The organism is Arthrobacter sp. UC242_113 (genome assembly GCF_044054585.1).
Lineage (GTDB): Bacteria > Actinomycetota > Actinomycetes > Actinomycetales > Micrococcaceae > Arthrobacter.
The window spans coordinates 4,192,032-4,214,674 of record NZ_CP171968.1; the positions used below are offsets into that span (position 1 = coordinate 4,192,032).

At 66.5% G+C, this 22,643-nt stretch carries 17 protein-coding genes and 1 pseudogene; 5 read left to right on the plus strand and 13 right to left on the minus strand.

What is annotated here, in order from left to right; translation table 11 throughout:
- Positions 1-76 precede the first annotated feature (76 nt).
- The 9 genes and pseudogenes from ACHMXB_RS19090 to ACHMXB_RS19130 form a co-directional block, all read right to left on the minus strand.
- A complete protein-coding gene (locus ACHMXB_RS19090) occupies positions 77-1,486 on the minus strand; it encodes an aldehyde dehydrogenase family protein (RefSeq protein WP_395400964.1) in 1,410 nt (469 codons plus the stop codon).
- A 221-nt stretch (positions 1,487-1,707) separates the two neighbouring features.
- Positions 1,708-3,111, minus strand: a complete 1,404-nt coding sequence (locus tag ACHMXB_RS19095; protein WP_395400966.1) for an MFS transporter — start codon at positions 3,109-3,111, stop codon at positions 1,708-1,710.
- 10 nt (positions 3,112-3,121) lie between these two features.
- A pseudogene (locus tag ACHMXB_RS19100) lies at positions 3,122-4,626 on the minus strand (NAD-dependent succinate-semialdehyde dehydrogenase).
- Positions 4,627-4,708: 82 nt separating this feature from the next.
- Positions 4,709-5,524 (minus strand): HpcH/HpaI aldolase/citrate lyase family protein, encoded by an 816-nt coding sequence (locus ACHMXB_RS19105; RefSeq protein ID WP_395400968.1) that lies wholly within the window; start codon positions 5,522-5,524, stop codon positions 4,709-4,711.
- Positions 5,509-6,294 (minus strand): 2-oxo-hept-4-ene-1,7-dioate hydratase, encoded by a 786-nt coding sequence (gene hpaH / locus ACHMXB_RS19110; RefSeq protein WP_395400970.1) that lies wholly within the window; start codon positions 6,292-6,294, stop codon positions 5,509-5,511. The genes ACHMXB_RS19105 and hpaH overlap by 16 nt, the downstream gene beginning before the upstream one ends.
- A gap of 3 nt (positions 6,295-6,297) precedes the next feature.
- On the minus strand, positions 6,298-7,392 hold the full coding sequence (gene hpaD / locus ACHMXB_RS19115) for a 3,4-dihydroxyphenylacetate 2,3-dioxygenase (RefSeq protein WP_395400972.1): 1,095 nt from the start codon (positions 7,390-7,392) through the stop codon (positions 6,298-6,300).
- 48 nt (positions 7,393-7,440) lie between these two features.
- Positions 7,441-8,973 (minus strand): 5-carboxymethyl-2-hydroxymuconate semialdehyde dehydrogenase, encoded by a 1,533-nt coding sequence (hpaE, locus tag ACHMXB_RS19120; protein WP_395400974.1) that lies wholly within the window; start codon positions 8,971-8,973, stop codon positions 7,441-7,443.
- An 11-nt stretch (positions 8,974-8,984) separates the two neighbouring features.
- Positions 8,985-9,674: a GntR family transcriptional regulator gene (locus ACHMXB_RS19125; RefSeq protein WP_395400976.1), complete on the minus strand. Its 690-nt coding sequence runs from the start codon at positions 9,672-9,674 to the stop codon at positions 8,985-8,987.
- On the minus strand, positions 9,667-11,148 hold the full coding sequence (locus ACHMXB_RS19130) for a fumarylacetoacetate hydrolase family protein (protein WP_395400978.1): 1,482 nt from the start codon (positions 11,146-11,148) through the stop codon (positions 9,667-9,669). The genes ACHMXB_RS19125 and ACHMXB_RS19130 overlap by 8 nt, the downstream gene beginning before the upstream one ends.
- 223 nt (positions 11,149-11,371) lie before the next feature.
- Between ACHMXB_RS19130 and ACHMXB_RS19135 the strand changes: the two genes are divergently transcribed.
- The gene (locus ACHMXB_RS19135) at positions 11,372-13,324 is read left to right on the plus strand and encodes an FAD-binding monooxygenase (RefSeq protein ID WP_395400980.1); all 1,953 of its coding nucleotides are present in this window, start codon (positions 11,372-11,374) and stop codon (positions 13,322-13,324) included.
- A 290-nt stretch (positions 13,325-13,614) separates the two neighbouring features.
- On the plus strand, positions 13,615-15,090 hold the full coding sequence (locus ACHMXB_RS19140) for an APC family permease (RefSeq protein WP_395400982.1): 1,476 nt from the start codon (positions 13,615-13,617) through the stop codon (positions 15,088-15,090).
- Here ACHMXB_RS19140 and ACHMXB_RS19145 read toward each other — a convergent pair.
- Positions 15,067-15,711 (minus strand): AmiS/UreI family transporter, encoded by a 645-nt coding sequence (locus ACHMXB_RS19145; RefSeq protein WP_395400984.1) that lies wholly within the window; start codon positions 15,709-15,711, stop codon positions 15,067-15,069. The two genes, ACHMXB_RS19140 and ACHMXB_RS19145, sit on opposite strands and share 24 nt — an antisense overlap.
- A 196-nt stretch (positions 15,712-15,907) precedes the next feature.
- Between ACHMXB_RS19145 and gdhA the strand changes: the two genes are divergently transcribed.
- A complete protein-coding gene (gene gdhA / locus ACHMXB_RS19150) occupies positions 15,908-17,245 on the plus strand; it encodes an NADP-specific glutamate dehydrogenase (protein ID WP_395400986.1) in 1,338 nt (445 codons plus the stop codon).
- 28 nt (positions 17,246-17,273) lie between these two features.
- Here gdhA and ACHMXB_RS19155 read toward each other — a convergent pair whose 3' ends face one another.
- The 3 genes from ACHMXB_RS19155 to ACHMXB_RS19165 form a co-directional block, all read right to left on the minus strand.
- Positions 17,274-18,245 (minus strand): helix-turn-helix domain-containing protein, encoded by a 972-nt coding sequence (locus ACHMXB_RS19155; protein ID WP_395400988.1) that lies wholly within the window; start codon positions 18,243-18,245, stop codon positions 17,274-17,276.
- 151 nt (positions 18,246-18,396) lie between these two features.
- The gene (locus ACHMXB_RS19160) at positions 18,397-19,458 is read right to left on the minus strand and encodes a D-TA family PLP-dependent enzyme (protein WP_395405348.1); all 1,062 of its coding nucleotides are present in this window, start codon (positions 19,456-19,458) and stop codon (positions 18,397-18,399) included.
- A 66-nt stretch (positions 19,459-19,524) separates the two neighbouring features.
- Positions 19,525-20,121, minus strand: coding sequence for a TetR/AcrR family transcriptional regulator (locus ACHMXB_RS19165; protein WP_395400990.1), 597 nt, complete (start codon positions 20,119-20,121; stop codon positions 19,525-19,527).
- 120 nt (positions 20,122-20,241) lie between these two features.
- On the opposite strand from ACHMXB_RS19165, the gene ACHMXB_RS19170 reads away from it, so the two are divergent.
- Both ACHMXB_RS19170 and ACHMXB_RS19175 read left to right on the plus strand, forming a co-directional pair.
- On the plus strand, positions 20,242-22,179 hold the full coding sequence (locus ACHMXB_RS19170; protein WP_395400992.1) for a primary-amine oxidase: 1,938 nt from the start codon (positions 20,242-20,244) through the stop codon (positions 22,177-22,179).
- Between the two features lie 9 nt (positions 22,180-22,188).
- Entirely contained in the window at positions 22,189-22,635 is a 447-nt protein-coding gene (locus tag ACHMXB_RS19175; RefSeq protein WP_395400994.1) for a hypothetical protein, read from the plus strand.
- The last annotated feature ends 8 nt before the right edge of the window (positions 22,636-22,643 follow it).

Here is a 22,643-nt window from a genome sequence, read left to right on the forward strand (position 1 = left end):
AGACCTGCCCCGGAACCACAAAAGAAAGGGCCGCCGCCGCCATGCGGCGGCGGCCCTGACGTTCGGGGTGGTGGGGCTACCCGTTGATGACTTGGGGGATGCCGAGGTGTTTGAGGCCTTCGACGCCGAATTCGAGGCCGTAGCCGGATTGCTTGGCGCCGCCGAAGGGGACGCGGGGGTCAACGGCGCCGTGTTTGTTGATCCAGACGGTGCCGGCTTCGATGCGGGTGGCGACTTCGCGGGCGGCGGTGAGGTTGGGGGACCAGACGGAGGCGCCGAGTCCGACGTCGAGGGCGTTGGCGTATTCGATGGCCTGGTCGATGGTGCTGTAGCGGATGATGGGCAGGGCCGGGCCGAACTGTTCTTCGGCGACGAGCGGGTTGTCGTTGTCGATGTCGGCGACGAGGGTGGTGGGGTAGAAGTAGCCGGGCTGGCCGGGGTCGGGGTTGCCGCCGAGCAGGATCCGGGCGCCGGAGTCGCGGGCGGCTTCGACGAGGTTGGCGACGATGTCGTACTGGGCTTTGTTTTGCAGCGGGCCGAGGACGTTGTTCTCATCGAGCCCGACGCCCATGGGCATGGCCTTGGCGACGGTGGTGAGTTCTTCGCAGACGGCGTCGTAGATGTCGTCGTGGACGTAGAGGCGCTTCAGGGCCGCGCAGGTCTGGCCGGTGTTGATGAACGCGCCCCAGAACAGGTCCTGGGCGATGGTTTTGGGGTCGGCGTCGGGCAGGACGATGCCGGCGTCGTTGCCGCCGAGTTCGAGGGTGAGCCGTTTGACGGTGTCGGCGGAGGATTTGATGATCGCTTTGCCGGCGGCGGTGGAACCGGTGAACATGATTTTGCCGATGGCCGGGTGTTCGGCGAGGCGGGCGCCGACTTCGCGGTCGCCGGAGATGACGGACAGGACGCCGTCGGGGAGTTCTTCGTTGAGGACCTTGATCAGGGCCAGGACGGAGAGCGGGGTCATTTTGGAGGGTTTGACGACGGCGGTGTTGCCCATCCGGAGGGCGGGGGCGATCTGCCAGATGGTGATCATCATGGGCCAGTTCCAGGGGCCGATGGCGCCGACGACGCCGATGGGCTTGTAGTGGAGTTCGGCGTAGGTTTCGCCGTCGTCGACCACCACTTCGGGTGTGAGTTCGGTGGTGGCGGTGTTGCGGAGCCAGGCGGCGCAGGCGCCGACTTCGAAGCGGGCGTTGGGGCCGTTGAGGGGTTTGCCCTGCTCGCGGGAGAGCAGCTGGGCGAGTTCCTCGGCGGAGCGTTCGACGGCGTCGGCGGCCTTGAGGAGGGCGGCGGACCGGGCGTCGTGGCCCAGTGCAGCCCATGCGGGCTGGGCGGCGACGGCCGCGGCGACGGCGGTCTCGAGGTCCTCAACGGTGTGGACCGGGGCTTCGCCGACGACGCCGCCGGTGGCGGGATCGAAAATGGTCCGGGTCTCGCCGGAGCCGGGGGTGATGGACGCGAGGAGGGCATCGTAGGTTTCCAAGAGGTACTCCACTTCGAGTAGGAAAGTGCGCTCAGCCGGTCGGCGAGGCGGGCATACCTAAGTGTTGTCCGTCCGCAGGGCCGCTGGCTTGTCTTTGGGTGCAGGACCCTTGACTTGGGGCGAACTGTGCACGTGACTGCTCCCCTATTAACTTCCCTCGATTGCTCCGTAGGTGCCCTTTTCACCCTCCAAAACGGCATCTACGGAGCAACGGATGAGAGTTAGACGCCGGCAGTTGCTTTGGCGGCGTCGGCTGAATCCGCCCGGCGCCGGTCGAAGATGGTGGCGCCGACCTCCTGTTCGGCCTGGTTGTTGATGCCCAGGTCGATGCCTTTGCGTTCCCGGATCACCAGGACCGCGGCCGTTGAAACGAGGGCCACGATCAGGAGGTAAAGGGACACCGAGGCCGTTGTCCCGGTGGCCTGGACCAGTGCGGTGGCGATCATCGGAGCGAAGGCGCCGCCGATGATGGCACCGAGCGCATAGGAGATCGCGACGCCGGAGAACCTGATGGAGGCGGGGAACAGCTCACTGTAGAGCGCTGCCTGCGGGCCGTAGGTCAGGCCGAGCCCGACGGTGAACAGCGCAAGGCCGAGGAAGAGCGACCAGGTGTTCCCGGTGTTCACCAGCCAGAACAGCGGGAACACAGTCAGGATGAGGCAGGCATAGCCGATGAGGTACGTCTTTTTGCGGCCGATGCTGTCCGCAAGGTAGCCGGAGATCAGCGTGAACAAGAACCACAGTGCAGCCGAGCCGGTCACTGCGAGGAGCACTTCCGTGCGGTCCATGGCCAGTCCTGCGGGATTGGCGGCATAGCTGAGGATGTAGCCGCCGGTGGTCATGTAGCCCGCTGCGTTGTTGCCCGCGAAGACCAGCGCCGCGATGATGACCAGCAGCCAGTGCTTCTTGAAGAGTTCGACGATCGGAACGCGGGTCTGCTGCTTTTTCTGTGCGATCTCCTCGAAGACTGGGCTTTCCTCCACGCTGCGGCGGACCATGAATCCGACGACGATCAGGACGAAGCTGAGCAGGAACGGGATGCGCCAGCCCCACTGCACAAAGGCCGCGCCGGGGGAGACCACGCCGGACATCAGGGCCAGGACGCCGGAGGCCAGCAGCATGCCCAGGGGAACGCCAAGTTGGGGGAACGCGCCAAACAGGCCACGCTTGCCGCGGGGTGCGTGCTCCACCGCCATCAGGACCGCGCCGCCCCACTCGCCGCCGGCCGAGATGCCCTGCAGGATGCGTAGGAGCAGCAGCAGGATGGGCGCCACAACACCTGCCGTCTCGAAGGTCGGCAGCACGCCGATGAGGGTGGTTGCTGCCCCCATCATGATCAGCGTGATGACGAGCATGGCGCGGCGGCCCAGCCGGTCCCCGAAGTGTCCGGCCAGGAAGGCGCCCAGTGGCCGGAACAGGAAGCTGAGTCCCACCGAGGCGAAGGAAATCAGGATGCCGATGTCATTGCCGGCGGGTTCGAAGAACAGTTTCGCGAAAACCAGGCCTGCGGCGTTGGCGTAGATGAAGAAGTCGTACCACTCGACGGTTGTTCCGATGATGGTGGCAAACGCTACGCGGCGGTTATCCCTCGCCGAGCTGCGCTGCCCGTGCTGGACAGTACTCAATGTTTTTCCTTCAGTTGGCGTAGGGGTCGGCGATGCCGATGTACTGCGTGGTGGTGTATTCGGCGATGCCTTCGGAGCCGCCTTCGCGGCCGAGTCCGGACTGCTTGACGCCGCCGAAGGGTGCCGCGGCGTTGGAGATGACGCCGGCGTTGAAGCCGAGCATGCCGAATTCGATTTGTTCGGCCACGCGCAGCAGGCGGTTGAAGTCGCGGCTGTAGAGGTAGGAGGCCAGGCCGTATTCGCTGGCGTTGGCCAGCCGGATGGCGTCCTCCTCCGTGGTGAATGTGGTGACCGGGGCGACGGGGCCGAAGATTTCCTGGCGGAGGATTTCGGCGTCGTTGGGTACATTGCCCAGCACGGTGGGCTGGTAAAGTAGCCGGCACCCTCAACCGGGGCACCGCCGGTGATGGCGGTGGCTCCGGCGTCGACGGCGGCACTCACCAAAGCGTGCACGTCGTCGCGGGCGCCGGCGTCGATGAGGGGACCGACCTGGGTTTCCGGTTCGGTGCCGCGGCCGGTGGCCAGGGCGCCCATGGCGGCGGCGAACTTGGCGGTGAACTCGGCGGCGACGGATTCCTGCACGAGGAAGCGGTTCGCGGCGGTGCAGGCTTCGCCCATGTTCCGCATCTTGGCGGCCATGGCCCCTTCCACGGCCTTGTCGAGGTCGGCGTCCTCGAACACGATGAACGGGGCGTTCCCGCCGAGTTCCATGGAAGTGCGCAGGACGTTCTGCGCGGCGTCGGCCATGAGGCGCTTGCCCACGGGGGTGGAGCCGGTGAAGGAGACCTTGCGCAGCCGCGGGTCGGCCAGCAGCGGCCCGGAGATCCCGGAAGCCGAGGACGACGAGACCACGTTCAGGACGCCGGCGGGCAGGCCGGCGTCGAGCATGGTCTGTGCGAAGTACTGGGCGGTGAGCGGGGTGAGCTTGGCGGGCTTGAGGATCATGGTGCAGCCGGCGGCGATGGCTGGCGCGACCTTGCGGGTGGCCATAGCCAGCGGGAAGTTCCACGGGGTGATGAGCAGGCACGGGCCCACGGGTTTGTGCTGGACGAGGATCTAGTTTTTGCCCTCGGGGGTGGTGAGGTAGCGGCCGTAGTCGCGGACGGTTTCCTCGGAGAACCAGCGCAGGAACTCTGCGCCGTAGGTGACTTCGCCGCGTGCTTCCGCCAGTGGCTTGCCCATCTCCAGGGTCATCAGCAGGGCGAAGTCCTCGGCGCGTTCGGTGACCAGGTCAAAGGCGCGGCGCAGGATCTCGGCCCGGACCCGGGGTGCAGTGCGCGCCCAGGAGGACTGGGCGGCGTCGGCGGCATCCAGCGCTGCGACCGCATCTGCGCTGGTGGCCGAGGCGAGGGTGGCGAGCACCTCCCCGGTGGCGGGGTCGTGGACGTCGAACGTGCCGCCGTCGGACGCGTCCACCCACTGGCCGTTGATGAGCAGGCCGGTGGGCACGGACGCGAGGAGCGATGCTTCGCGTTCCGGCGAGATGGCAGGGGAGAGTACGGGCGAAGCGGTCATGCGGGGGTCTCCTGAGAAAGTGTTGGGGTGGCCGGTGGTTGGGTCTGCCCTGGAAGAGGTTCGGCAGGCCCAACCACCGGGGTCAGTAGCTGGCCGGGGTTTCGCCGTCGGACCGCTGGACGTATTCGGCGGCGAGGGCTTCGGAGCCGCGGGCCAGGAGGGCGACGTCGGCGCCCACCAGGATGAAGGCGGCACCGGCGTCGAGGTAGGCGCGGGCGGTGGCGGGGGCGAAGGCGTTGACGCCGGCGGGTTTCCCGGCCGCTTTCGCGGCGGCGAGGCAGTGTTCGACGGCGGCGCGCACCTCGGGGTGTTCCTGCTGTCCCAGCAGCCCCATGGAAGCGGCGAGGTCGGAGGGTCCCACGAAGATGGCGTCCACGCCGTCGACCTTCAGGATGTCCTCCACGGCCTCAACCGCGGCCGTCGATTCGATCTGGACGGTGACGCTGACCGTAACGGCGGCGCGGGCGAGGTAGTCCGGGACGCGGTTCCAGCGGGCGGCGCGGGCGAGTGCGGAGCCCACGCCGCGGACCCCGTGCGGCGGGTAGCGGGTGGCGGCCACCGCGGCTTCCGCCTCGGCCACGGAGTTGACCATGGGGACCAGCAGGTTCTGCACGCCCAGGTCCAGGTACTGCTTGATCAGCACGGTGTCGTTTACCGGTGGCCGGACCAGGGTGTGTACCGGGTAGCCGTGGATGGCCTGGAGCTGGGCGAGGATGGATTCGAGCCCGTTGGGGCTGTGTTCGGCGTCCACCAGGAGCCAGTCCAGGCCGGATCCCGCGCAGAGTTCGGCGACCAGCGGGCTGCCGGAGCACACCCACATGCCGGCCAGCGGCCTGCCTGCTTTGCCGATTTGACTGGCGAGGGCGGACCGGAAGGTGTCTTCTACTCGAAGCGGCATGTGACAGTCCCCAGGGGTCCGTAGTCGGCGTGGACGGTGTCGCCCTTGTACACCCAGAGCGGGCGGGTGAAGGAGCCGGCCAGGATGATGTCGCCGGCCTTCATCGAGTCCCCGTGCGCGGCGATCTTGTTGGCCAGCCAGTGCACACCGTTGGCCGGGTGGTCCAGGACGCCCGCTGCCACGCCGGTTTCCTCCACGGTCTGGTTCTTGTAGAGGATGGCGGAGACCCAGCGAAGGTCGACGGCGTCCGGCTTGACCGGGCGTCCGCCCACCACCATGGCGCCCATCGCGGCGTTGTCCGAGATGGTGTCCACAATGGTCCGGCCCTCCATCTCGATCCTCGAATCGAGGATTTCGAGGGCCGGAACCACGTAGTCGGTGGCGTTGAGGACGTCGAAGATGGTGCAGCCGGGGCCTTTGAGCCCGTCCTTCAGGACAAACGCCAGTTCAACTTCCACCCGGGGATGCGTGTACCTGTCCCATTCCACCGAGCAGCCGGTTTCCAGCACCATGTCATCGAAGATGGCACCGTAGTCCGGTTCGGTGATGCCGGTGGCGGCCTGCATCGCCTTGGACGTGAGGCCGATCTTGCGCCCCACCAGGGTCCGGCCGGCGTCCTCGTTGCGGCGCCGCCACAGCTGCTGCACCGCGTACGAGTCCTCCACCGTCATGTCCGGGTAGCGGGCAGTCAGGCGGGGCACAGGGGTGCGGGTCCGGCCGGCTTCCACCAGTTCGTCCGCAATGGCCTCGATCGTCTTCGCGTCCAGCATCGGTTAGACCTGGGCTCCCAGCTTGAAGCCCACTGCGTCGGTGCCTGCGGCAGAGGAGGTCTCGTCCTTGCGGGTGTAGGAGAAGCCGTCCGCGCCCACGGTCACTGCCATTTCGGAGGCGTCGGTGCGCTCGATGACCGGCTGCGGGTTGCCGTCCAGGTCCAGGACCAGAGAGGCCTCGGTGTACCAGGACGGGACCACGGGGTTGCCCCACCAGTCACGGCGCTGGTTGTCGTGGACGTCCCAGGTGACGGTGGGGTTGTCCGGGTCGCCGGTGTAGTAGTCCTGGGTGTAGATCTCGATGCGGTGGCCGTCCGGGTCCAGGATGTAGAGGTAGAACGCGTTGGACACGCCGTGCCGGCCGGGGCCGCGTTCGATCCGGTCGCTGATCCGCAGGGCGCCCATCTTGTCGCAGATCTGGATGATGTTGTGCTTCTCGTGCGTGGCGAAGGCGACGTGGTGCATGCGCGGGCCGTTGCCGCCGGTCAGGGCGGTGTCGTGCACCGTCTGCTTGCGGTGCATCCACGCGGCGTACGTGACGCCGTCGGCGTCCTTGATGTCCTCGGAGACCCGGAAGCCGAGGTCCTCCAGGTAGGCGCGGCCCCGGGGAACGTCCGGGGTGACCTGGTTGAAGTGGTCCAGGCGGACCAGTTCACCCGCGGAGTAGAGGTCGTAGCGCTGGGTGAGCCGCTCCACGTGCTCGGTCTCGTAGAAGAACTCGTAGGGGAAGCCCAGCGGGTCCTCGACGCGGACGGAGTCGCCGATGCCCTTGGTGAAGCCTTCCCTGCGGCGCTCGGTGCGGCAGCCCAGTTCCTTGTAGTAGGCCTCCGCGGCGTCCACCTCGGCGGGGGACTTCACCCGGTAGGCGAAGGCTGCGACGGCAGCGATAGGTCCCTGGCGGAGCACCAGGTTGTGGTGGATGAACTCCTCCAGCGAGCGGAGGTAGATGGTGTTCTCGTCTTCCTCGGTGACGTGCAGGCCGAGGACGCCGACGTAGAACTCGCGCGACTTGGCGAGGTCGGTGACCACGATTTCCATGTAAGCGCAGCGGACGATATCCGGTGCCGGGACGGTGGGGGTAGGAACGAAGTTGGTCATGATGTTCTCTCTTCTTCGAAAGGGGGTTCGGGAAAGTACGACGGCGGGTTAGGCGCCGAATTCGGAGGTGTGGCCAAATTTAGGGGTATGAACCGGGCCGAGCGTGATGTGCACGGCCTGCTGGTCGGTGTAGAAGTCGATGGAGCGGTAGCCGCCCTCGTGGCCGAGTCCGGAGGCCTTGACGCCGCCGAACGGGGTGCGCAGGTCGCGGACGTTGTGGCTGTTCAGCCACACCATGCCGGCTTCCACGTTCTGCGAGAAGTTGTGGGCCCGGGTCAGGTTCTGGGTCCAAATGTAGGCCGCCAGGCCGTACTTGGTGTTGTTGGCCAGGGCGAGGGCCTCGTCGTCGTTCTCAAACGGGGTGATGGCGACGACGGGACCGAAGATCTCCTCCTGGAAAATCCTCGCGTCGGGGGAGACATCGGCGAAGACGGTGGGGGCGATGTAGTTGCCCTCCGGGAGGCCTTCGGGGCGTCCGCCGCCGGCCAGCAGCCGGCCTTCCGATTTGCCGATCTCCACGTAGGAGGCCACCTTTTCGTAGTGCTCCGGGTGCACCAGGGCGCCCACCTGCGTCTTCGGATCGTGCGGGTCGCCGACCACGATGTTCTTGGCGCGGGCGGCGTACTTCTCGCAGAACTCGTCGTAGATGGCGCGTTCCACCAGGATGCGGGAGCCGGCGGTGCAGCGTTCGCCGTTGAGGGAGAAGACACCGAACAGGGCGGAGTCGATCGCGGCGTCCAGGTCGGCGTCGGCGAACACGACGCAGGGGGACTTGCCGCCGAGCTCCATCGAGAGGCCCTTGAGGTTGGCAGCCGCGTTGCGGAAGATCGTCTGGCCCGTGGTGGTCTCGCCGGTGAAGGAGATCAGCGGGACGTCCGGGTGCTTGACCAGGGCGTCGCCGGCTTCCTCACCCAGGCCGTTGACCAGGTTGAACACGCCGTCCGGCAGTCCGGCTTCCTTGAAGATGGTGGCCCAGAGGGACGCCGACAGCGGGGTGAATTCGGCCGGCTTGAGGACCACGGTGTTGCCGGTGGCCAGGGCCGGGGCGAGCTTCCAGGACTCGAGCATGAACGGGGTGTTCCAGGGGGTGATGAGCCCGGCGACGCCGATCGGCTTGCGGTTCACGTAGTTGATCTGTGAGCCGGGGACCTTCATGGCGTCGTCGAACTGGGCCACGATCAGGTCCGCGAAGAAGCGGAAGTTCTCCGCAGCACGCAGCGCCTGGCCCTTGGCCTGGGTGATCGGCAGGCCGGTGTCGAAGGTTTCGAGTTCGGCGAGGCGCGCTTCCTGTGCCTCCACGGCGTCGGCGATCCGGTTCAGGACCTTGGCGCGCTCGCGGGGCTTCATCTTCGGCCATGGGCCGCTGGTGAACGCCTCGCGGGCTGCGGCGACGGCGAGGTCAATGTCTTCCTTCTGGCCTGCCGCGGCGGTGGCGTAGTTCTTGTTGGAGACCGGATCCAGGACGTCGAAGGTCTTTCCGCCCACCGAATCAACGAACTTGCCGTTGATGAAGTGCTGGATGTGGGTGGGCAGGTTCTCGGGAACGTAGTGCTTTGTTGCAGTCTCTACAGGGGTCGTCATCGTTGAGGTCCTTACTGGTTTTTTGCTTGGGAGAGGTATGCGTCCAGGGTGGCGCTGCGGTGGAGTCGTGCTGCTTTTTCGATGGTGTCGGCGTCGGCACCGGATTCAATGAGCCGGAGCAGGGCCTCGTGTTCGTCCACGGATTCGTGGGCCCGGCCGGGAACAAAGCGGAAGGTTGAGGACCGCAGTGATGCCAGCCGGTTCCAGCCGCGGTGGACAAGATCCAAAATGTGCGGGTTGGGGCAGTGCTCGAACAGGACGCTGTGGAAGTCCTGGTTGAGCCGGGTGAAGCGGACGGGGTCGAAGTGCTGCAGGCACTCGCGCATCTCGGCGTTCACGGCGCGGGCACGGGCAATGTCCGCCTCGCCAACCAGCGGCGCGGACAGTGCGGTGGCTGCACCCTCCACGATGCTCAGGGTCTGCATCGTGTAGAGGTACTCGGTGGGATCGATCCCGGAGACGGTGGCGCCGATGTTGCGCTCGAACTTCACCAGGCCTTCGGCCTCGAGCCGGCGGATGGCTTCGCGGACCGGGACCACGCTGAAGCCGAGGTCCTTGGCGATGGCGGCCAGGACCAGCCGGTAACCGGGGGTGTAGGTGCCTTCGACGATCCGTGCCTTGATGGCCTGGTAGGCCTGCTCGGACTTGCTGCCGGCGGTGCCCTCAGAAATGCTGGCGGGGGCGGTGACTGTTTCAGTCATTGGCTTTGCCTGCTTCCCATTCCAAGTACTTGGTGCGCCATTCCGCATTCAACGGGTAGAGCCCGTCCACGCTGTGGCCCTGTTCCACCATTTCAGCGATGAAGACCTCTTCGCGTTCCTGGGCGATCGAGTCGTTGGCGACTTCCTCAGCGATGGCCGGCGGGATCACCAGGATGCCGTCCGAGTCCGCCACGATGATGTCGCCTGGCTGGACGGTGGTGCCGCCGCAGGCGATGGTGATGTCCGTGTCCCACGGAATGTGGCGGCGGCCCAGCACGGCGGGGTGCGGGTTGGAGTAGTAGGTGGGCAGCTCCATGGCGGCCACCGCGGAGAAGTCGCGGACCCCGCCGTCGGTGATGATGGCCGCGGCGCCGCGGACCTGGGCGCGCAGGGCGAGGATGTCGCCGATGGTCCCGGTGCCCTTTTCGCCTCGGGCTTCCATGACCAGGATTTCGCCCTCGTTGACGGAATCGATGGCGCGTTTCTGGGCATTGAAGCCGCCGCCGTGCGTCTTGAAGAGATCTTCGCGGTTGGGCACGTAGCGCAGGGTCCGCGCCAGGCCCACCACCTTGCGGTCCGGGCGGGTGGCGGTGAGTCCGTCGATGCTGACGTTGTTCAGGCCGCGCTTGCGCAGCTGCGAGGACAGCGTGGCGGTGCAGACGCTCTCCAGCTTCGCCTTCAGCTCCGGGCTCAGCACAGATTCCGTTGCTTCTGAAGACACGGCCGGAAGACCGGCGGCCTCCCGCGAGCCGTACGCCTCTTCGCGCTGCAGGTCATCGGCCTTGGGCCGGGCACCAAAGTCAGCGAACGCCGTCGTACCTTCCTTGACTGTGGTGGTGAGGCGGCCGGTGCTCAGCCCGCCGTCCACGGTGGATACCTCGACTTCGAGAACGTCGCCAGGGACGGCAACGGACGCACCGGCGGGGGTGCCGGTGAGGATGATGTCGCCCTCCTCGAGGGTGAGCAGCTGGGACAGGTCGGCCACGAGCCTCGCGAACGGGAAGAGCAGGTCTCCGGTGGTGTCGTCCTGGACGAGTTCGCCGTTGTGCCAGGTGCGGATCCGCAGGTTGGCGGGGTCGACGGCGTCTGCCGGAATCAGTGCCGGGCCCACCGGGGTGAAGCCGTCGCCGCCCTTGGACCGGAGGTTGGAGCCCTTGTCCGCGTAGCGGAGGTCGTACACGCCGAGGTCGTTGCTGGCCGTGACCGCGGCGACGTGGCCCCAGGCGTCTTCGACGTCGACGCGCCGGGCAGCCTTGCCGATGATGATGGCGATCTCGCCCTCGTAGCCGAGCAGTTCGCAGCCGGCCGGGCGTTCGACGGCGGTGCCGGTCAGGGACAGCGACGACGACGGCTTCAGGAAGTAGGAGGGCTGCGCCGGGGTCCGGCCGCGCTGGGCTGCGCGGCTCGGGTAGTTGATGTGCACCGCGATCACCTTGCGTGCTGCTGCCAAGGTGTCGTCGTTGACCTGCTCCAAAGCGTTCTCCTCATCAGGTACGAAATCGTATACGAATCATAGTGAACCGTCCGGACGGGTTCGTCAACCCCCGATTTTGGGAAGGGGAAGCTGCTTGTACCTCGGGTCATATGTGACGTACAGTACTGAAGCATAACCACAATTTCTATTATCGAACCATCTGTTCGGATATAGAACACACGATTTGGCGAAAGCCAGCCACACAGTGAAGTGAGGAAAGCCCGTGCAGTTCCACCACCACGGTTACGTTTCCGGTGACCCGCGCATCCAGCCGGCCGCCGGCGTCGGCATCAACCGCCCCGAAGAGCTGCCCGACGAGGTCGACGTGCTCATCGTGGGCTCCGGCCCTGCGGGCATGCTCGCAGCGGCCCAGCTCTCCCAGTTCCCGGACATCACCACGCGCATCGTGGAGCGCCGCGGCGGACGCCTGGCGATCGGCCAGGCCGACGGCATCCAGGCCCGCAGCGTCGAAACCTTCCAGGCATTCGGCTTCGCCGAGGAGATCACCGCAGAGGCCTACCGGATCACCGAGATGGCGTTCTGGAAGCCGAGCCCCGAGAACCCGCAGCACATCGTCCGTGCCGCCCGCGCAGTCGACGACGAAATGGGCATCAGCGAATTCCCGCACCTCATCGTCAACCAGGCCCGCGTGCTGGACTACTTCGCCCGGGTCATGGCCTATTCCCCGAGCCGGATGACCCCCGACTACGGCTACGAGTTCAGGAGCCTCCACGTAGCGGATGCGGGGGAGTACCCCGTCACCGTGATTCTGCTCCACACCACGGGCGAGCTGGCGGGCCAGGAGCGCATAGTGCGCGCCAAGTACGTAGTGGGTGCTGACGGCGCCCGCAGCAGGGTCCGTGAATCGATCGGCTGCACGCTCGCCGGCGACCAGGCCAACCACGCCTGGGGCGTCATGGATGTCCTCGCATCCACCGACTTCCCGGACATCCGCACCAAGTGCGCCATCCAGTCCCACGATGGCGGCAGCATCCTGCTGATCCCGCGCGAGGGCGGCCACCTCTTCCGCATGTACGTCGACCTCGGCGTCGTGCCGGAGAACGACAACGGCGCCATCCGCAAGACCACCATCGAGCAGATCATCGCCCACGCGAACCAGATTCTGCAGCCCTACACCCTCGACGTCCGCAACGTCGCCTGGCACAGCGTGTACGAGGTGGGCCACCGCCTCACTGACAGGTTCGACGACGTCCTGCCCGCCGAGCGCGACACCCGCACGCCGCGCGTGTTCATCACCGGCGACGCCTGCCACACGCACAGTGCGAAGGCTGGCCAGGGCATGAACGTGTCCATGCAGGACGGCTTCAACATCGGCTGGAAGCTCGGCCACGTGCTCGAGGGCCGCAGCCCGGAGTCGCTACTCGCCACGTATTCCGCGGAGCGCCAGGTGGTCGCGAAGAACCTCATCGATTTCGACAAGGAATGGTCCACCCTCATGGCCAAGAAGCCCGAGGAGTTCGAGGACCCCTCGGAGCTCGAGGACTTCTACGTGCGCACCGCGGAATTCCCGGCGGGCTTTATGACCGAATACGCGCCGTCGATGATCGTCGCCGAGGCGAAGCACGCAGGGCTGGCCACGGGTTTCCCGACCGGCAAGCGGTTCAAGTCTGCTCCCGTGCAGCGGGTGTGCGACACCAACCCGCTGCAGCTGGGCCATCAGGCAGCAGCAGACGGGCGCTGGCGTATCTACGTGTTCGCCGACCCTTCCGAGGCGGGCGCGCCGTCGCCGACCACCCACTTCGCGCAGTGGCTGGAGAACTCGCCGGAGTCCCCGCTCGCGGCCACACCGGAAGGCGCCGACGCCGATGCCTGGTTCGACGTGAAGGTCATCTACCAGCAGGACCACCGGGGCATCGACATCAACGCTGTGCCTGCCGTGTTCAAGCCGGAGGTCGGGCCGTTCAAGCTCACCAACCTCGAGAAGGTCTACGGCACCGACCCGAAGGCCGACATCTTCGAACTGCGCGGCCTTGACCGCGGCGGCGTCGTGGTGGTGGTCCGCCCGGACCAGTACGTGGCGAACGTCCTGCCGCTGACGGCGACGGCGGAGCTCGGGGCATTTTTTGCGCCGCTGCTGCCGGCCCGCCAGCCAGCTCCGCTCCAGGCGGAGCCGCTCCAGTCCGCTGGCTCGGGGCTCGTCGCCCACCTGGTGTAAGAGAGGCTGCCGGGGAGCCCGCAACGTCCCCGGCAGAGCTTTCGCTTCCGGAGTCCGGATCCCTGCAACAGGGGATCCGGACTCTTTTGTTCTCGGGCCTGCTTGACCTCATGGGCGCTCCACGGGACCCTCGGAATAAGGGCTGCGCCACCCGCGAGCAGTGCGCTGAGGCACAACAACTGATCGCTGCCAGACAAGCCCCATCCGACCGGGACTGCAAAGCTGGATCCAGCGGTGCGAGGCCATTGCCAGCACCCTCTCCAACGCTCATGACCGTTAAGAAGGATCCAATGAGTATTTCAAATTCCGAGTCCCGGACTGCAGAAGCAAATCCGCGCAAGGAGCAGTCCACCGCCCTCCGCGCGGGCAGCATCGGCGTCCTGGGCATCCTCTTTTTCGTTCTTTCAGCCCAGGCTCCGCTGACCGGCATTGTCGGCGCTGCGCCCCTGGCTGCTGCACTCGGCAATGGCGCCGGGGCACCGGGTGCCTACCTCGTGGTGGGCATCGTCATTGTCATCTTCGCCGTCGGGTTCGTCGCCATGAGCCGGAAGGTGCAGGCCAACGGCGCCTTCTACGCCTACATCACGGCCGCCTTCGGCAGAAAGACCGGCACGGGCGCCGCCTGGCTGGCACTGCTGGCGTACAGCACAGTTCAGGCCGCCATGTACGGCCTCTATGGTGCGGCCTTCTCGGGCCTGCTGGGTTCCGCCGGCGTGACCGTTCCATGGTGGCTTCTGGCCGTTGCCACCATGGCAGGCGTGCAGGTGCTTGGCTCGATGAACATCGAACTTGGCGCCCGCGTCCTCGCTGTCCTGGTGGGCCTGGAGGTGGCGATTCTGCTGCTGTTCGGTCTCACCGTCCTGCTGAGGGGCGGAGGCCCCGAGGGCCTCGACATGGCAGCCTCATTTTCCCCGGAAGCGATCGCAAGTGGCGCCCCGGGAGTGGCCATCATGTTCGCCGTGGCATCCATGTTCGGCTTCGAATCAACGGCCATCTACTCCGCCGAGGCCAAGGATCCCCACCGGACGGTGGCCCGGGCAACGTACCTTTCCGTGGGCATCATCGCCGTGTTTTTCGCCTTCATCACCTGGATGCTCGTGAGCTTCTACGGGCCCTCGCACGTCATTGACGCCGCCGGCGCCGCCCTCGAGTCAGGGGACGCGACCTCCTTCGTGATTGGCCCGTTGGTTGAGCTATTCGGCCCCTGGGCCGGCGTGACCGCCGGAATGCTCCTGGTGACGTCCCTCCTGGCAGGCATCATCGCTTTCCACAACGGCATCAACCGCTACCTCCACTCGCTGGCCCTGCGCGGTTCCCTGCCCGCTGTCCTGGCGCGGACCAACAGGCACCGCGCCCCGGCAAACGCAGCCTGGGTTCAGACGAGCGTCGCCGTGCTGCTCGTGGCACCGTTCGCGGTGCTGGGAATGGACCCGGTCCTGACGCTCTTCTCGTGGTTCAGCGGGCTGGCCGTTGCGGCGCTGCTGGTGCTGTACATGCTCTGCTCCCTGGCCGTCGTCGCATTCTTCCGGCGCGAACGGGTGCGGGGCCAACTCTGGCAGACCCTCATCGCACCGGCGCTCGCATCGCTGCTGCTGGCATGGGTCCTCTACCTGGTGGTCAGCAACTTCACCTCCCTCATCGGCGGCAGCGCCGAAACAGCCGTCGCGCTGCTGGTTGCGGTGCCTGTGATGTTCGTGGCCGGAGTGCTGGCGGAAATCGTCGTGGAGAAGCGGGCGGGAACCCTAGAGCCGGAGCTTGCCGGGTAGCGGGCGTTCGACGGCGGCACCGCCCGTTCCGCTGCGGCGGCCTCGCCTCGCGAGGCCGCCCGCCAGCAGCAGAAGTGCGGCAAGGCTGGCCCCCGCGGCCGCGGCTGCCGCGACGCCGGCCGGCCAATGACCGGTAATCCCCAGGAATGCCGGCACCGTGGCAGAGGCCTGGCTGGTGAGCACGAGGGACCAGCCGATCAGCGGTGCCATCCGCTCAAAGCCCAACGCCATGTGAAGAAAGAACAGCAGCCACAGATAGGTCCAGCAGAGCCACAGAACGGAAAGCAGCGGATCCTCCCCGGACCAGGCCACGGCGAGCAAGAGTCCGCAGAAGCCCACCATCCCGCAGAACCAGCCGAGCCCTTTGGACCCCAGTCCCAGCCGGAAGTCCAGGCCGACGTAGGCATACGTCAGCCCGAACAGGAAAATCCCGGCGGGCCCCAGCAAGGACTGCGTCCCGCGTCCCGCGGTGGCAGTCAGGTGCGCAACGCCCAGAATCAGCTGGGCGGTCCCGATGACCAGGCTGAAGACGGCAGCGTCCCGGCGGGGGACCAGATTCAGAGTGGCCAATCCGTTGATCAGCAGTGCGGCTCCGGACAGGAGCAGGCAAATGTACGCCATCAGACGCCCTTTCCAGCCCGCGGCGCCATGGATGATGTTCTCATTGCGTGGAATTTTTCTGTCACAATACGGAGAATAAGCGATTTCGCGGCGACCGGCTAACAAGCTGCGGTCTTAATCGGTAAGGTTGAAAGGTCAACCATAGGCGGCTGAAAATATCCTTTCGGCCGTTGCTCGCTGAGTTAAGGACAGAGTCATGGATGCACGGCTGGAAGCCGTCAGGGATACGGTACTGGCGCGGAACCCCGGCGAGTCTGAGTTCCACCAGGTGGTGGTCGAGGTGTTCGAAAGCCTTGGCCCCGTCCACGACCGGCACCCCGAGTTCCTGGAAGCCGCCATCCTGGAACGGCTCTGCGAGCCCGAACGGCAGATCATCTTCCGGGTGCCGTGGACCGACGATTCCGGCCGGGTGCAGATCAACCGCGGTTTCCGCGTGGAGTTCAACTCCGCGCTCGGCCCCTACAAGGGCGGGCTCCGGTTCCACCCTTCCGTTTACCTCGGGATCGTGAAATTCCTCGGCTTCGAGCAGATCTTCAAGAACGCGCTGACCGGCATGCCGATCGGTGGCGGCAAAGGCGGTTCCGACTTCGACCCCCGCGGCCGCAGTGACGCCGAAGTCATGCGCTTCTGCCAGTCGTTCATGACCGAGCTCTACCGCCATATTGGCGAGTACACCGACGTCCCGGCCGGCGACATCGGTGTGGGCGGCCGCGAAATCGGCTACCTCTTCGGCCAGTACAAACGCATCACCAACCGCTACGAATCAGGCGTACTGACCGGCAAGGGCATCTCCTGGGGAGGTTCCCTGGTGCGGCCCGAAGCCACCGGCTTCGGCACGGTGATCTTCACGGAGGAGATGCTGAAGACGCGGGGCTCATCGTTCGACGGGCAGCGCGTGGTGGTTTCCGGCTCCGGCAACGTGGCCATCAATGCCATCGCCAAGGCCCAGGCGCTCGGCGCCAGCGTGGTGGCCTGCTCCGACTCCTCCGGGTACGTTGTGGACGAGGCGGGGATCGACGTCGGGCTGCTCCGCCAGGTCAAGGAAGTGGAACGCGGACGCCTCAAGGACTACGTTCTGCGCCGTTCCGGCGTTTCCTACGTGGAGGCCGGCTCCGTCTGGGATGTCGATGGTACTGTCGCCCTGCCGTGCGCCACGCAGAACGAGCTCGACGGCGGTGCTGCCGCCCGGCTGGTCCGCAACGGACTGCTCGCCGTCGGTGAAGGCGCCAACATGCCCTGCACCCGGGACGCCGTGGCAGTGTTCCAGGAGGCGGGCGTGCTGTTTGGGCCCGGCAAGGCCGCCAACGCAGGCGGCGTGGCCACATCGGCGCTGGAGATGCAGCAAAACGCGAGCCGCGACTCCTGGTCCTTCGAGCACACGGAACAGCGCCTGACGGACATCATGGTGGGAATCCACCACCGCTGCGCCTCCACCGCGGACGAGTACGGTGACCCCGGCAATTACGTGCTGGGCGCGAACATCGGCGGCTTCGTCAAAGTGGCGGACGCGATGCTCGCGCAGGGTCTGATCTAGGCAGGACCCTGATTTAGGCCCCGGCTGCTTAGCTGGCTGATTGGGCGCCGCGCCGCCAGTCGCTGGGGGACTCGCCGAAGGCCTCGCGGAACGTCCTGCTGAAGTGGGCTGCGTCCAGGAAGCCCCAGCGCGCTGCCACCGCCCCCACGGAGGTGCCCGAGTGCAGCGGATCCCTGAGGTCCCGGCGGACCCGTTCCAGCCGGCGGCTGCGGATCCAGCTGGCAACAGTACTGCCGGACTCGTGGAAGACGTTGTGCAGGTGGCGGGTCGAAATGAAATGGGCTGCGGCAATGCTGGCCGGCGAAAGCTGCGGGTCAGCGAGATTCGCCTCAATGTATTCACGGACCGAGGTCGCCAGCACCGCCTGGGGTTTCATGCTGTCCGCAGCCAGATCCAGTTCGGAATGGAGCATGGTGGAGACAAGGTCCAGGGTGTTGGCCGCGAGCCGGGAACCGCTGGGCCCGCTAAGTGCTTCCAGGTTGCCGGCGAGCTGCGTGATGAACGGTCCCACAATGCCCGCCAGGCTGGACTCGCCGGCCAGCCGGACGGCTGACAGCTGCCCCACATAGTCCCGCGGCAGCGACAGGGAGTCGTGCGGGAACATGACCACCACCACGCGGGCCTGCTCTTCGAACGCCAGCGTGTACGGGCGGTTGGTGTCATAGATGGCCAGGTCGCCGGGGCGGAGCACGGCCTCGCGGTTGTCCTGGATGAGGAGCCCGGTGCCCTCCAGTTGGAGGTTGAGCTTGAAATAACGTTGGTCGGACTGTGCCAGAAGCGCCGGTGTGCGGTGGACGCTGTGGCCCGAAGCCGACACCTCCACGATGCACGTGCGGTCCAGCACCCTTGAGCGCATGCGGCCCCGGAACTCGTCGGGCCGGGCCGTTTCGGCGGCCAGCGGCACGAAGGACTGGGCTACGAGGTGCCTCCAGTGGTCAAAGGAGGTGGCCACGCTGGAGGTGAGGGTCTGGTCCGCGGGGCGGGCCGTGGTTGCTGGCATGAACGTTCCTGACACCGGTTGGCTGTCTGTTAGCGGGTCCCCAACACTGTGTCCTGGGACACAGTCATTTCAGGTTAGCGGCGAAATCCTGCCCTGTCATCTTTTTTCAACACATGGCGAAAAAAGATTTTGAACAGGAACGTCCGGACCCTTAATTGTTCTTGCCCCGGGCGGCCACGGGCCAGCGGTCCACGAGTTCGCCGCCGCCCACCACTGCGACGTCGTCCACCAGGTTCATCGCGAGGCATACGTGGTTGGGGATGACGCGCAACCTATCGCCGATGGCCGGCAGGGTTCGGCGCTCGGGCCACTCGACGGTTGCATGGTGCTCCGACAGTGCGGTGATCCGGGCGTCCGGATGGTCCATCAGCCGTCCGAAGCCGCTGGCCCATGCTGGCCGGTCGCTGCCGAGAACCTTGCTGCCGGCGTCGATGATGAAACGTGCCGGTCCGTCCGCGGGGGTCTCGTGGTGGCTGACCACGGTGGCCGCCACTGTCAGCGCGATGTCCTCGGCAGCACACCGCCCCAGCTCCAGCTGCTGGGCATCGCCAAAGACGTAGACGCCGGGGCGCACCTCGGTGGCAGCCGGATTCCCGGTCAGCATCGCCGTCGGGGTGGAGCCGCCGCTGCGGCAGGTGACGTCGAATCCCGCCGCCGCCAGAACCTCGGACGCCCGGTGCAGGGCCTGCTCCTCCTGCCTGGCCGCCTCGACCGGCATGCCCGGGGCGTAGCTGTGTCCCGGGAAGGTGAACACGCCCTCGACCTTCAGCCCTGCCCGCACTGCTGCTTCGGCGACGGGTGCGACGGATTCCGGATGGACGCCGCTCCGGTGGTGGCCGCTGTCGACTTCCACGAGGGCGCTGATGCTCCCGGCGGCATTGCCCAGGCCGGATCCCAGCGCCGTTGCTCCCTCCGCGGAGTCGACCCCGACCACGATCTGCGCAGTTTGCGACAGGCGCCGAAGCCGCTCGGCCTTCTGCGGTGAAAGCCAGAGGGGGTAGGCGATGAAGAGGTTGCTGACTCCCGCGGCCGCGAACACTTCAGCTTCGCCGATGGTGGCAACTGTAAGCCCGGAGGCTCCGGCTGCCATTTGGCGGGCGGCGATTTCGGGAATCTTGTGGGTTTTGGCGTGGGGGCGCAGACTCAGGCCCCGCGCCCGGACGGCTGAAGCCATCCGCTCGATGTTCCGGTCGAGAATGTCGACGTCGATCATGATGTCCGGAGTATCGATTTCATGCGGGATGGTCACTGCCGGCGTCTCCTGGGGTGTTGTTCTGGCTCAATTTTGGCCCGTCAGCAGGGCAAGGAATCCCTCAAGCTGCCTGTCCAGGCCGAGCTCCGTCTGGCCCTCCGGAAGCAGCGCGGCCGCGATCTGGGCGCCCAGCAGCATGTTGAGCAGCTGGCCTGCCAGGCTGTCGTCGTCGACGGCGGTACTCACGTCGCGGCTGTCCCGGGCCTCTCCGAGATAGCGCCGGATGGCATCCCGCCACTGCTGCATCGATTCCCGGTGGATCTGCGCCTTGCCGGGGTCGTTGATGGCCTTCTGCCAGAAGGGGATGACGATCCGGGCTTCGTTGATCCGTTCCTCATCGAGCGGGAGCACTTCGACGCAGAAGGCCCGCAGGGCTGCCAGCCCAGAAAGCCCGGCGGTGACCTCGGCGATGCGGTCATTGGTCCGGTTGAAGACGTGGCCGAAGGCGAAGGTCAGCAGCGTGTCCTTGGTGGGAAAGTACGGTTTGAGGGCCCCGTTGGCGAAGCCCGCTTCGGTGGCGATTTCCCGCATCGTGGCGCTTTCAATGCCCATCCGGGCGATGATCCGCCAGGTCGCATCCACCAGTTCCAGGCGGCGCTCGTCGTGGTCAACAATCTTTGGCACGCTGCCGCTCCCCAGTAAATATTTTCGCCCAGACTCTTGTGAGCCATCTTACGTTCGCTTATTCTCTACAACTATAGAAAATAAACATCCGACCCGCCAGGGTCATGGACAAAGGCCGCTATGACGCTCTCCATCACAGAAACAGCCAGCCCGTTCCGCCTTGCCTCAGCCGCGGAGATCAGCGAGGTGCAGGGCATTCTCCGCTCTGGGGGTTTCCTTGGTCCGGAGAAGCGCATCGCCTACCTGGGCCTCCTTGACCCTGCCCGCGGAGCAGGAGCAGGAGCAGGAGCCGGAACCGGAACGGACGCGGATCGGCGTTTCCGGGTCTTCATCCACGACGTTTCGGGCGGCCGGCCCCATGACGTCACTGTCTCGGTCACCAGCGGCACGGTGATCTCCGCCGTCGAACTCGACACCGCTGCCACCGGCGAACTGCCGGTCCTCGAAGAGGAGTTCGAGGTGGTGGAGCAGCTCCTGGCTACTGACGAGCGGTGGCTGAAGGCCCTGGCCGCACGGAACCTGGACGTCCGCAAGGTGCGCGTCGCCCCCCTGTCCGCCGGCGTCTTCGAGTACGCGGAGGAAAAAGGCCGCCGGATCCTCCGCGGGCTTGCCTTCGTGCAGGAGTTCCCCGAGGACAGCGCGTGGGCCCACCCGGTTGACGGGCTGGTGGCCTACGTGGACGTGGTCAGCAAGGAGGTCACCCAGGTGATCGACACCGGCGTGTTCCCCGTCCCGGCAGAGCACGGCAACTACACCGATCCCGAGCTCACGGGTCCGCTCCGCGCCACCCAGAAGCCCATCAGCATCACCCAGCCCGAAGGCCCCAGTTTCACCGTGACAGGCGGCAACCACATCGAGTGGGAGAAATGGAGCCTGGACGTTGGATTCGACGTCCGCGAGGGCGTGGTGCTGCACAACATCGGCTTCAGGGACGGTGACCGGCTCCGGCCCATCATCAACCGCGCGTCGATCGCCGAGATGGTGGTCCCGTACGGCGATCCGTCCCCGATCAGGTCCTGGCAGAACTACTTCGACACGGGGGAGTACCTCGTTGGGCAGTTCGCCAACTCCCTCGAGCTGGGCTGCGACTGCCTCGGCGACATCACCTACCTGAGCCCGGTCATCAGTGACGCCTTCGGCAACCCCCGCGAAATCCGCAACGGCATCTGCATGCACGAGGAGGACTGGGGCATCCTGGCCAAGCACAGCGACCTCTGGTCAGGCATCAACTACACCCGCAGGAACCGCCGCATGGTGATCTCCTTCTTCACCACCATCGGCAACTACGACTACGGCTTCTACTGGTACCTCTACCTCGACGGCACCATCGAATTCGAGGCCAAGGCCACCGGCATTGTCTTCACATCTGCATTCCCGGAAGGCGGCTCGGACAACATTTCCCAGCTGGCACCGGGGCTCGGTGCTCCGTTCCACCAGCACATCTTCAGCGCCCGCCTGGACATGGCGATCGACGGCTTCACCAACCGGGTGGAGGAAGAGGACGTGGTCCGCCAGGCGATGGGCCCGGGCAACGAGCGCGGCAACGCGTTCAGCCGGAAGCGCACCGTGCTGACCCGCGAGTCCGAAGCTGTCCGCGAAGCGGACGCCCGCACCGGGCGTAGCTGGATCATCTCCAACCCGGAATCGCGCAACCGCCTGGGCGAGCCGGTGGGCTACAAGCTGCACTCCCACAACCAGCCCACGCTGATGGCCGACCCCGAATCCTCCATTGCCCAGCGGGCCGCCTTTGCCACCAAGGACCTGTGGGTCACCCGCTACGCCGAGGACGAGCGCTACCCGACCGGCGACTTCGTCAACCAGCACTCCGGCGGCGCGGGCCTGCCCGCCTACATCGCCCAGGACCGCGACATCGACGGCCAGGACATCGTCGTGTGGCACACCTTCGGCCTGACCCATTTCCCGCGTGTGGAGGACTGGCCCATCATGCCGGTGGACACCGTCGGGTTCAAGCTCCGCCCCGAAGGCTTCTTCGACCGCAGCCCCGTTCTGGACGTCCCGGCCAACACCAGCCAGTCCAGCTCCCACTGCCACGGCTAGGTTCCCGCCGTGACCGCACTGCAGCTGCACTCCCGGACCGTCTCTGCGGTGACCGCCGCGTCCTGCTTGGTGCACCTGTGGCTTGTGGCGGGGAACCACCACGGCCCCTGGCTGGGGATCCTCATGCTCGCGATGGTCGGGGTTTGCCTGCCGTGCGCAGTGCACCTGTGGCGCGGCGGCCGGGAGAGTGCCCTGCGTCAGGTGATGGGCTGCGCACTGGCCATGACTGCCCTGCACGCCGTCCTGTTGCTGGGGGCGCCGGCCCTTCCCGGGGGCGGCGTGTCCGGCCACTCGCATGGAGGAGCGGCAGCGGCGCCTGGAGGGGGTTCGTTTGGATCGGACGCTGAAGGCCTGCTGGCCGTCGTCGTCCTGGAAATTACGACGGCGTTCCTCGCCGCAACGCTGCTGGCCCGCCTTCGCTCCGTCCCCCGGACGGCTGGGCTGGTGGCTCGCTGAAACCGGCA

Coding starts and splice junctions, on each gene's coding strand:
- hpaE (WP_395400974.1), bottom strand. CDS start 8,973: ATGACGACCCCTGTAGAGACTGCAACAAAGCACTACGTTCCCGAGAAC.
- ACHMXB_RS19125 (WP_395400976.1), bottom strand. CDS start 9,674: ATGACTGAAACAGTCACCGCCCCCGCCAGCATTTCTGAGGGCACCGCC.
- gdhA (WP_395400986.1), top strand. CDS start 15,908: ATGGATGCACGGCTGGAAGCCGTCAGGGATACGGTACTGGCGCGGAAC.
- ACHMXB_RS19105 (WP_395400968.1), bottom strand. CDS start 5,524: ATGCCGCTTCGAGTAGAAGACACCTTCCGGTCCGCCCTCGCCAGTCAA.
- ACHMXB_RS19145 (WP_395400984.1), bottom strand. CDS start 15,711: ATGGCGTACATTTGCCTGCTCCTGTCCGGAGCCGCACTGCTGATCAAC.
- ACHMXB_RS19140 (WP_395400982.1), top strand. CDS start 13,615: ATGAGTATTTCAAATTCCGAGTCCCGGACTGCAGAAGCAAATCCGCGC.
- hpaH (WP_395400970.1), bottom strand. CDS start 6,294: ATGCTGGACGCGAAGACGATCGAGGCCATTGCGGACGAACTGGTGGAA.
- ACHMXB_RS19170 (WP_395400992.1), top strand. CDS start 20,242: ATGACGCTCTCCATCACAGAAACAGCCAGCCCGTTCCGCCTTGCCTCA.
- ACHMXB_RS19155 (WP_395400988.1), bottom strand. CDS start 18,245: ATGCCAGCAACCACGGCCCGCCCCGCGGACCAGACCCTCACCTCCAGC.
- ACHMXB_RS19160 (WP_395405348.1), bottom strand. CDS start 19,458: ATGATCGACGTCGACATTCTCGACCGGAACATCGAGCGGATGGCTTCA.
- hpaD (WP_395400972.1), bottom strand. CDS start 7,392: ATGACCAACTTCGTTCCTACCCCCACCGTCCCGGCACCGGATATCGTC.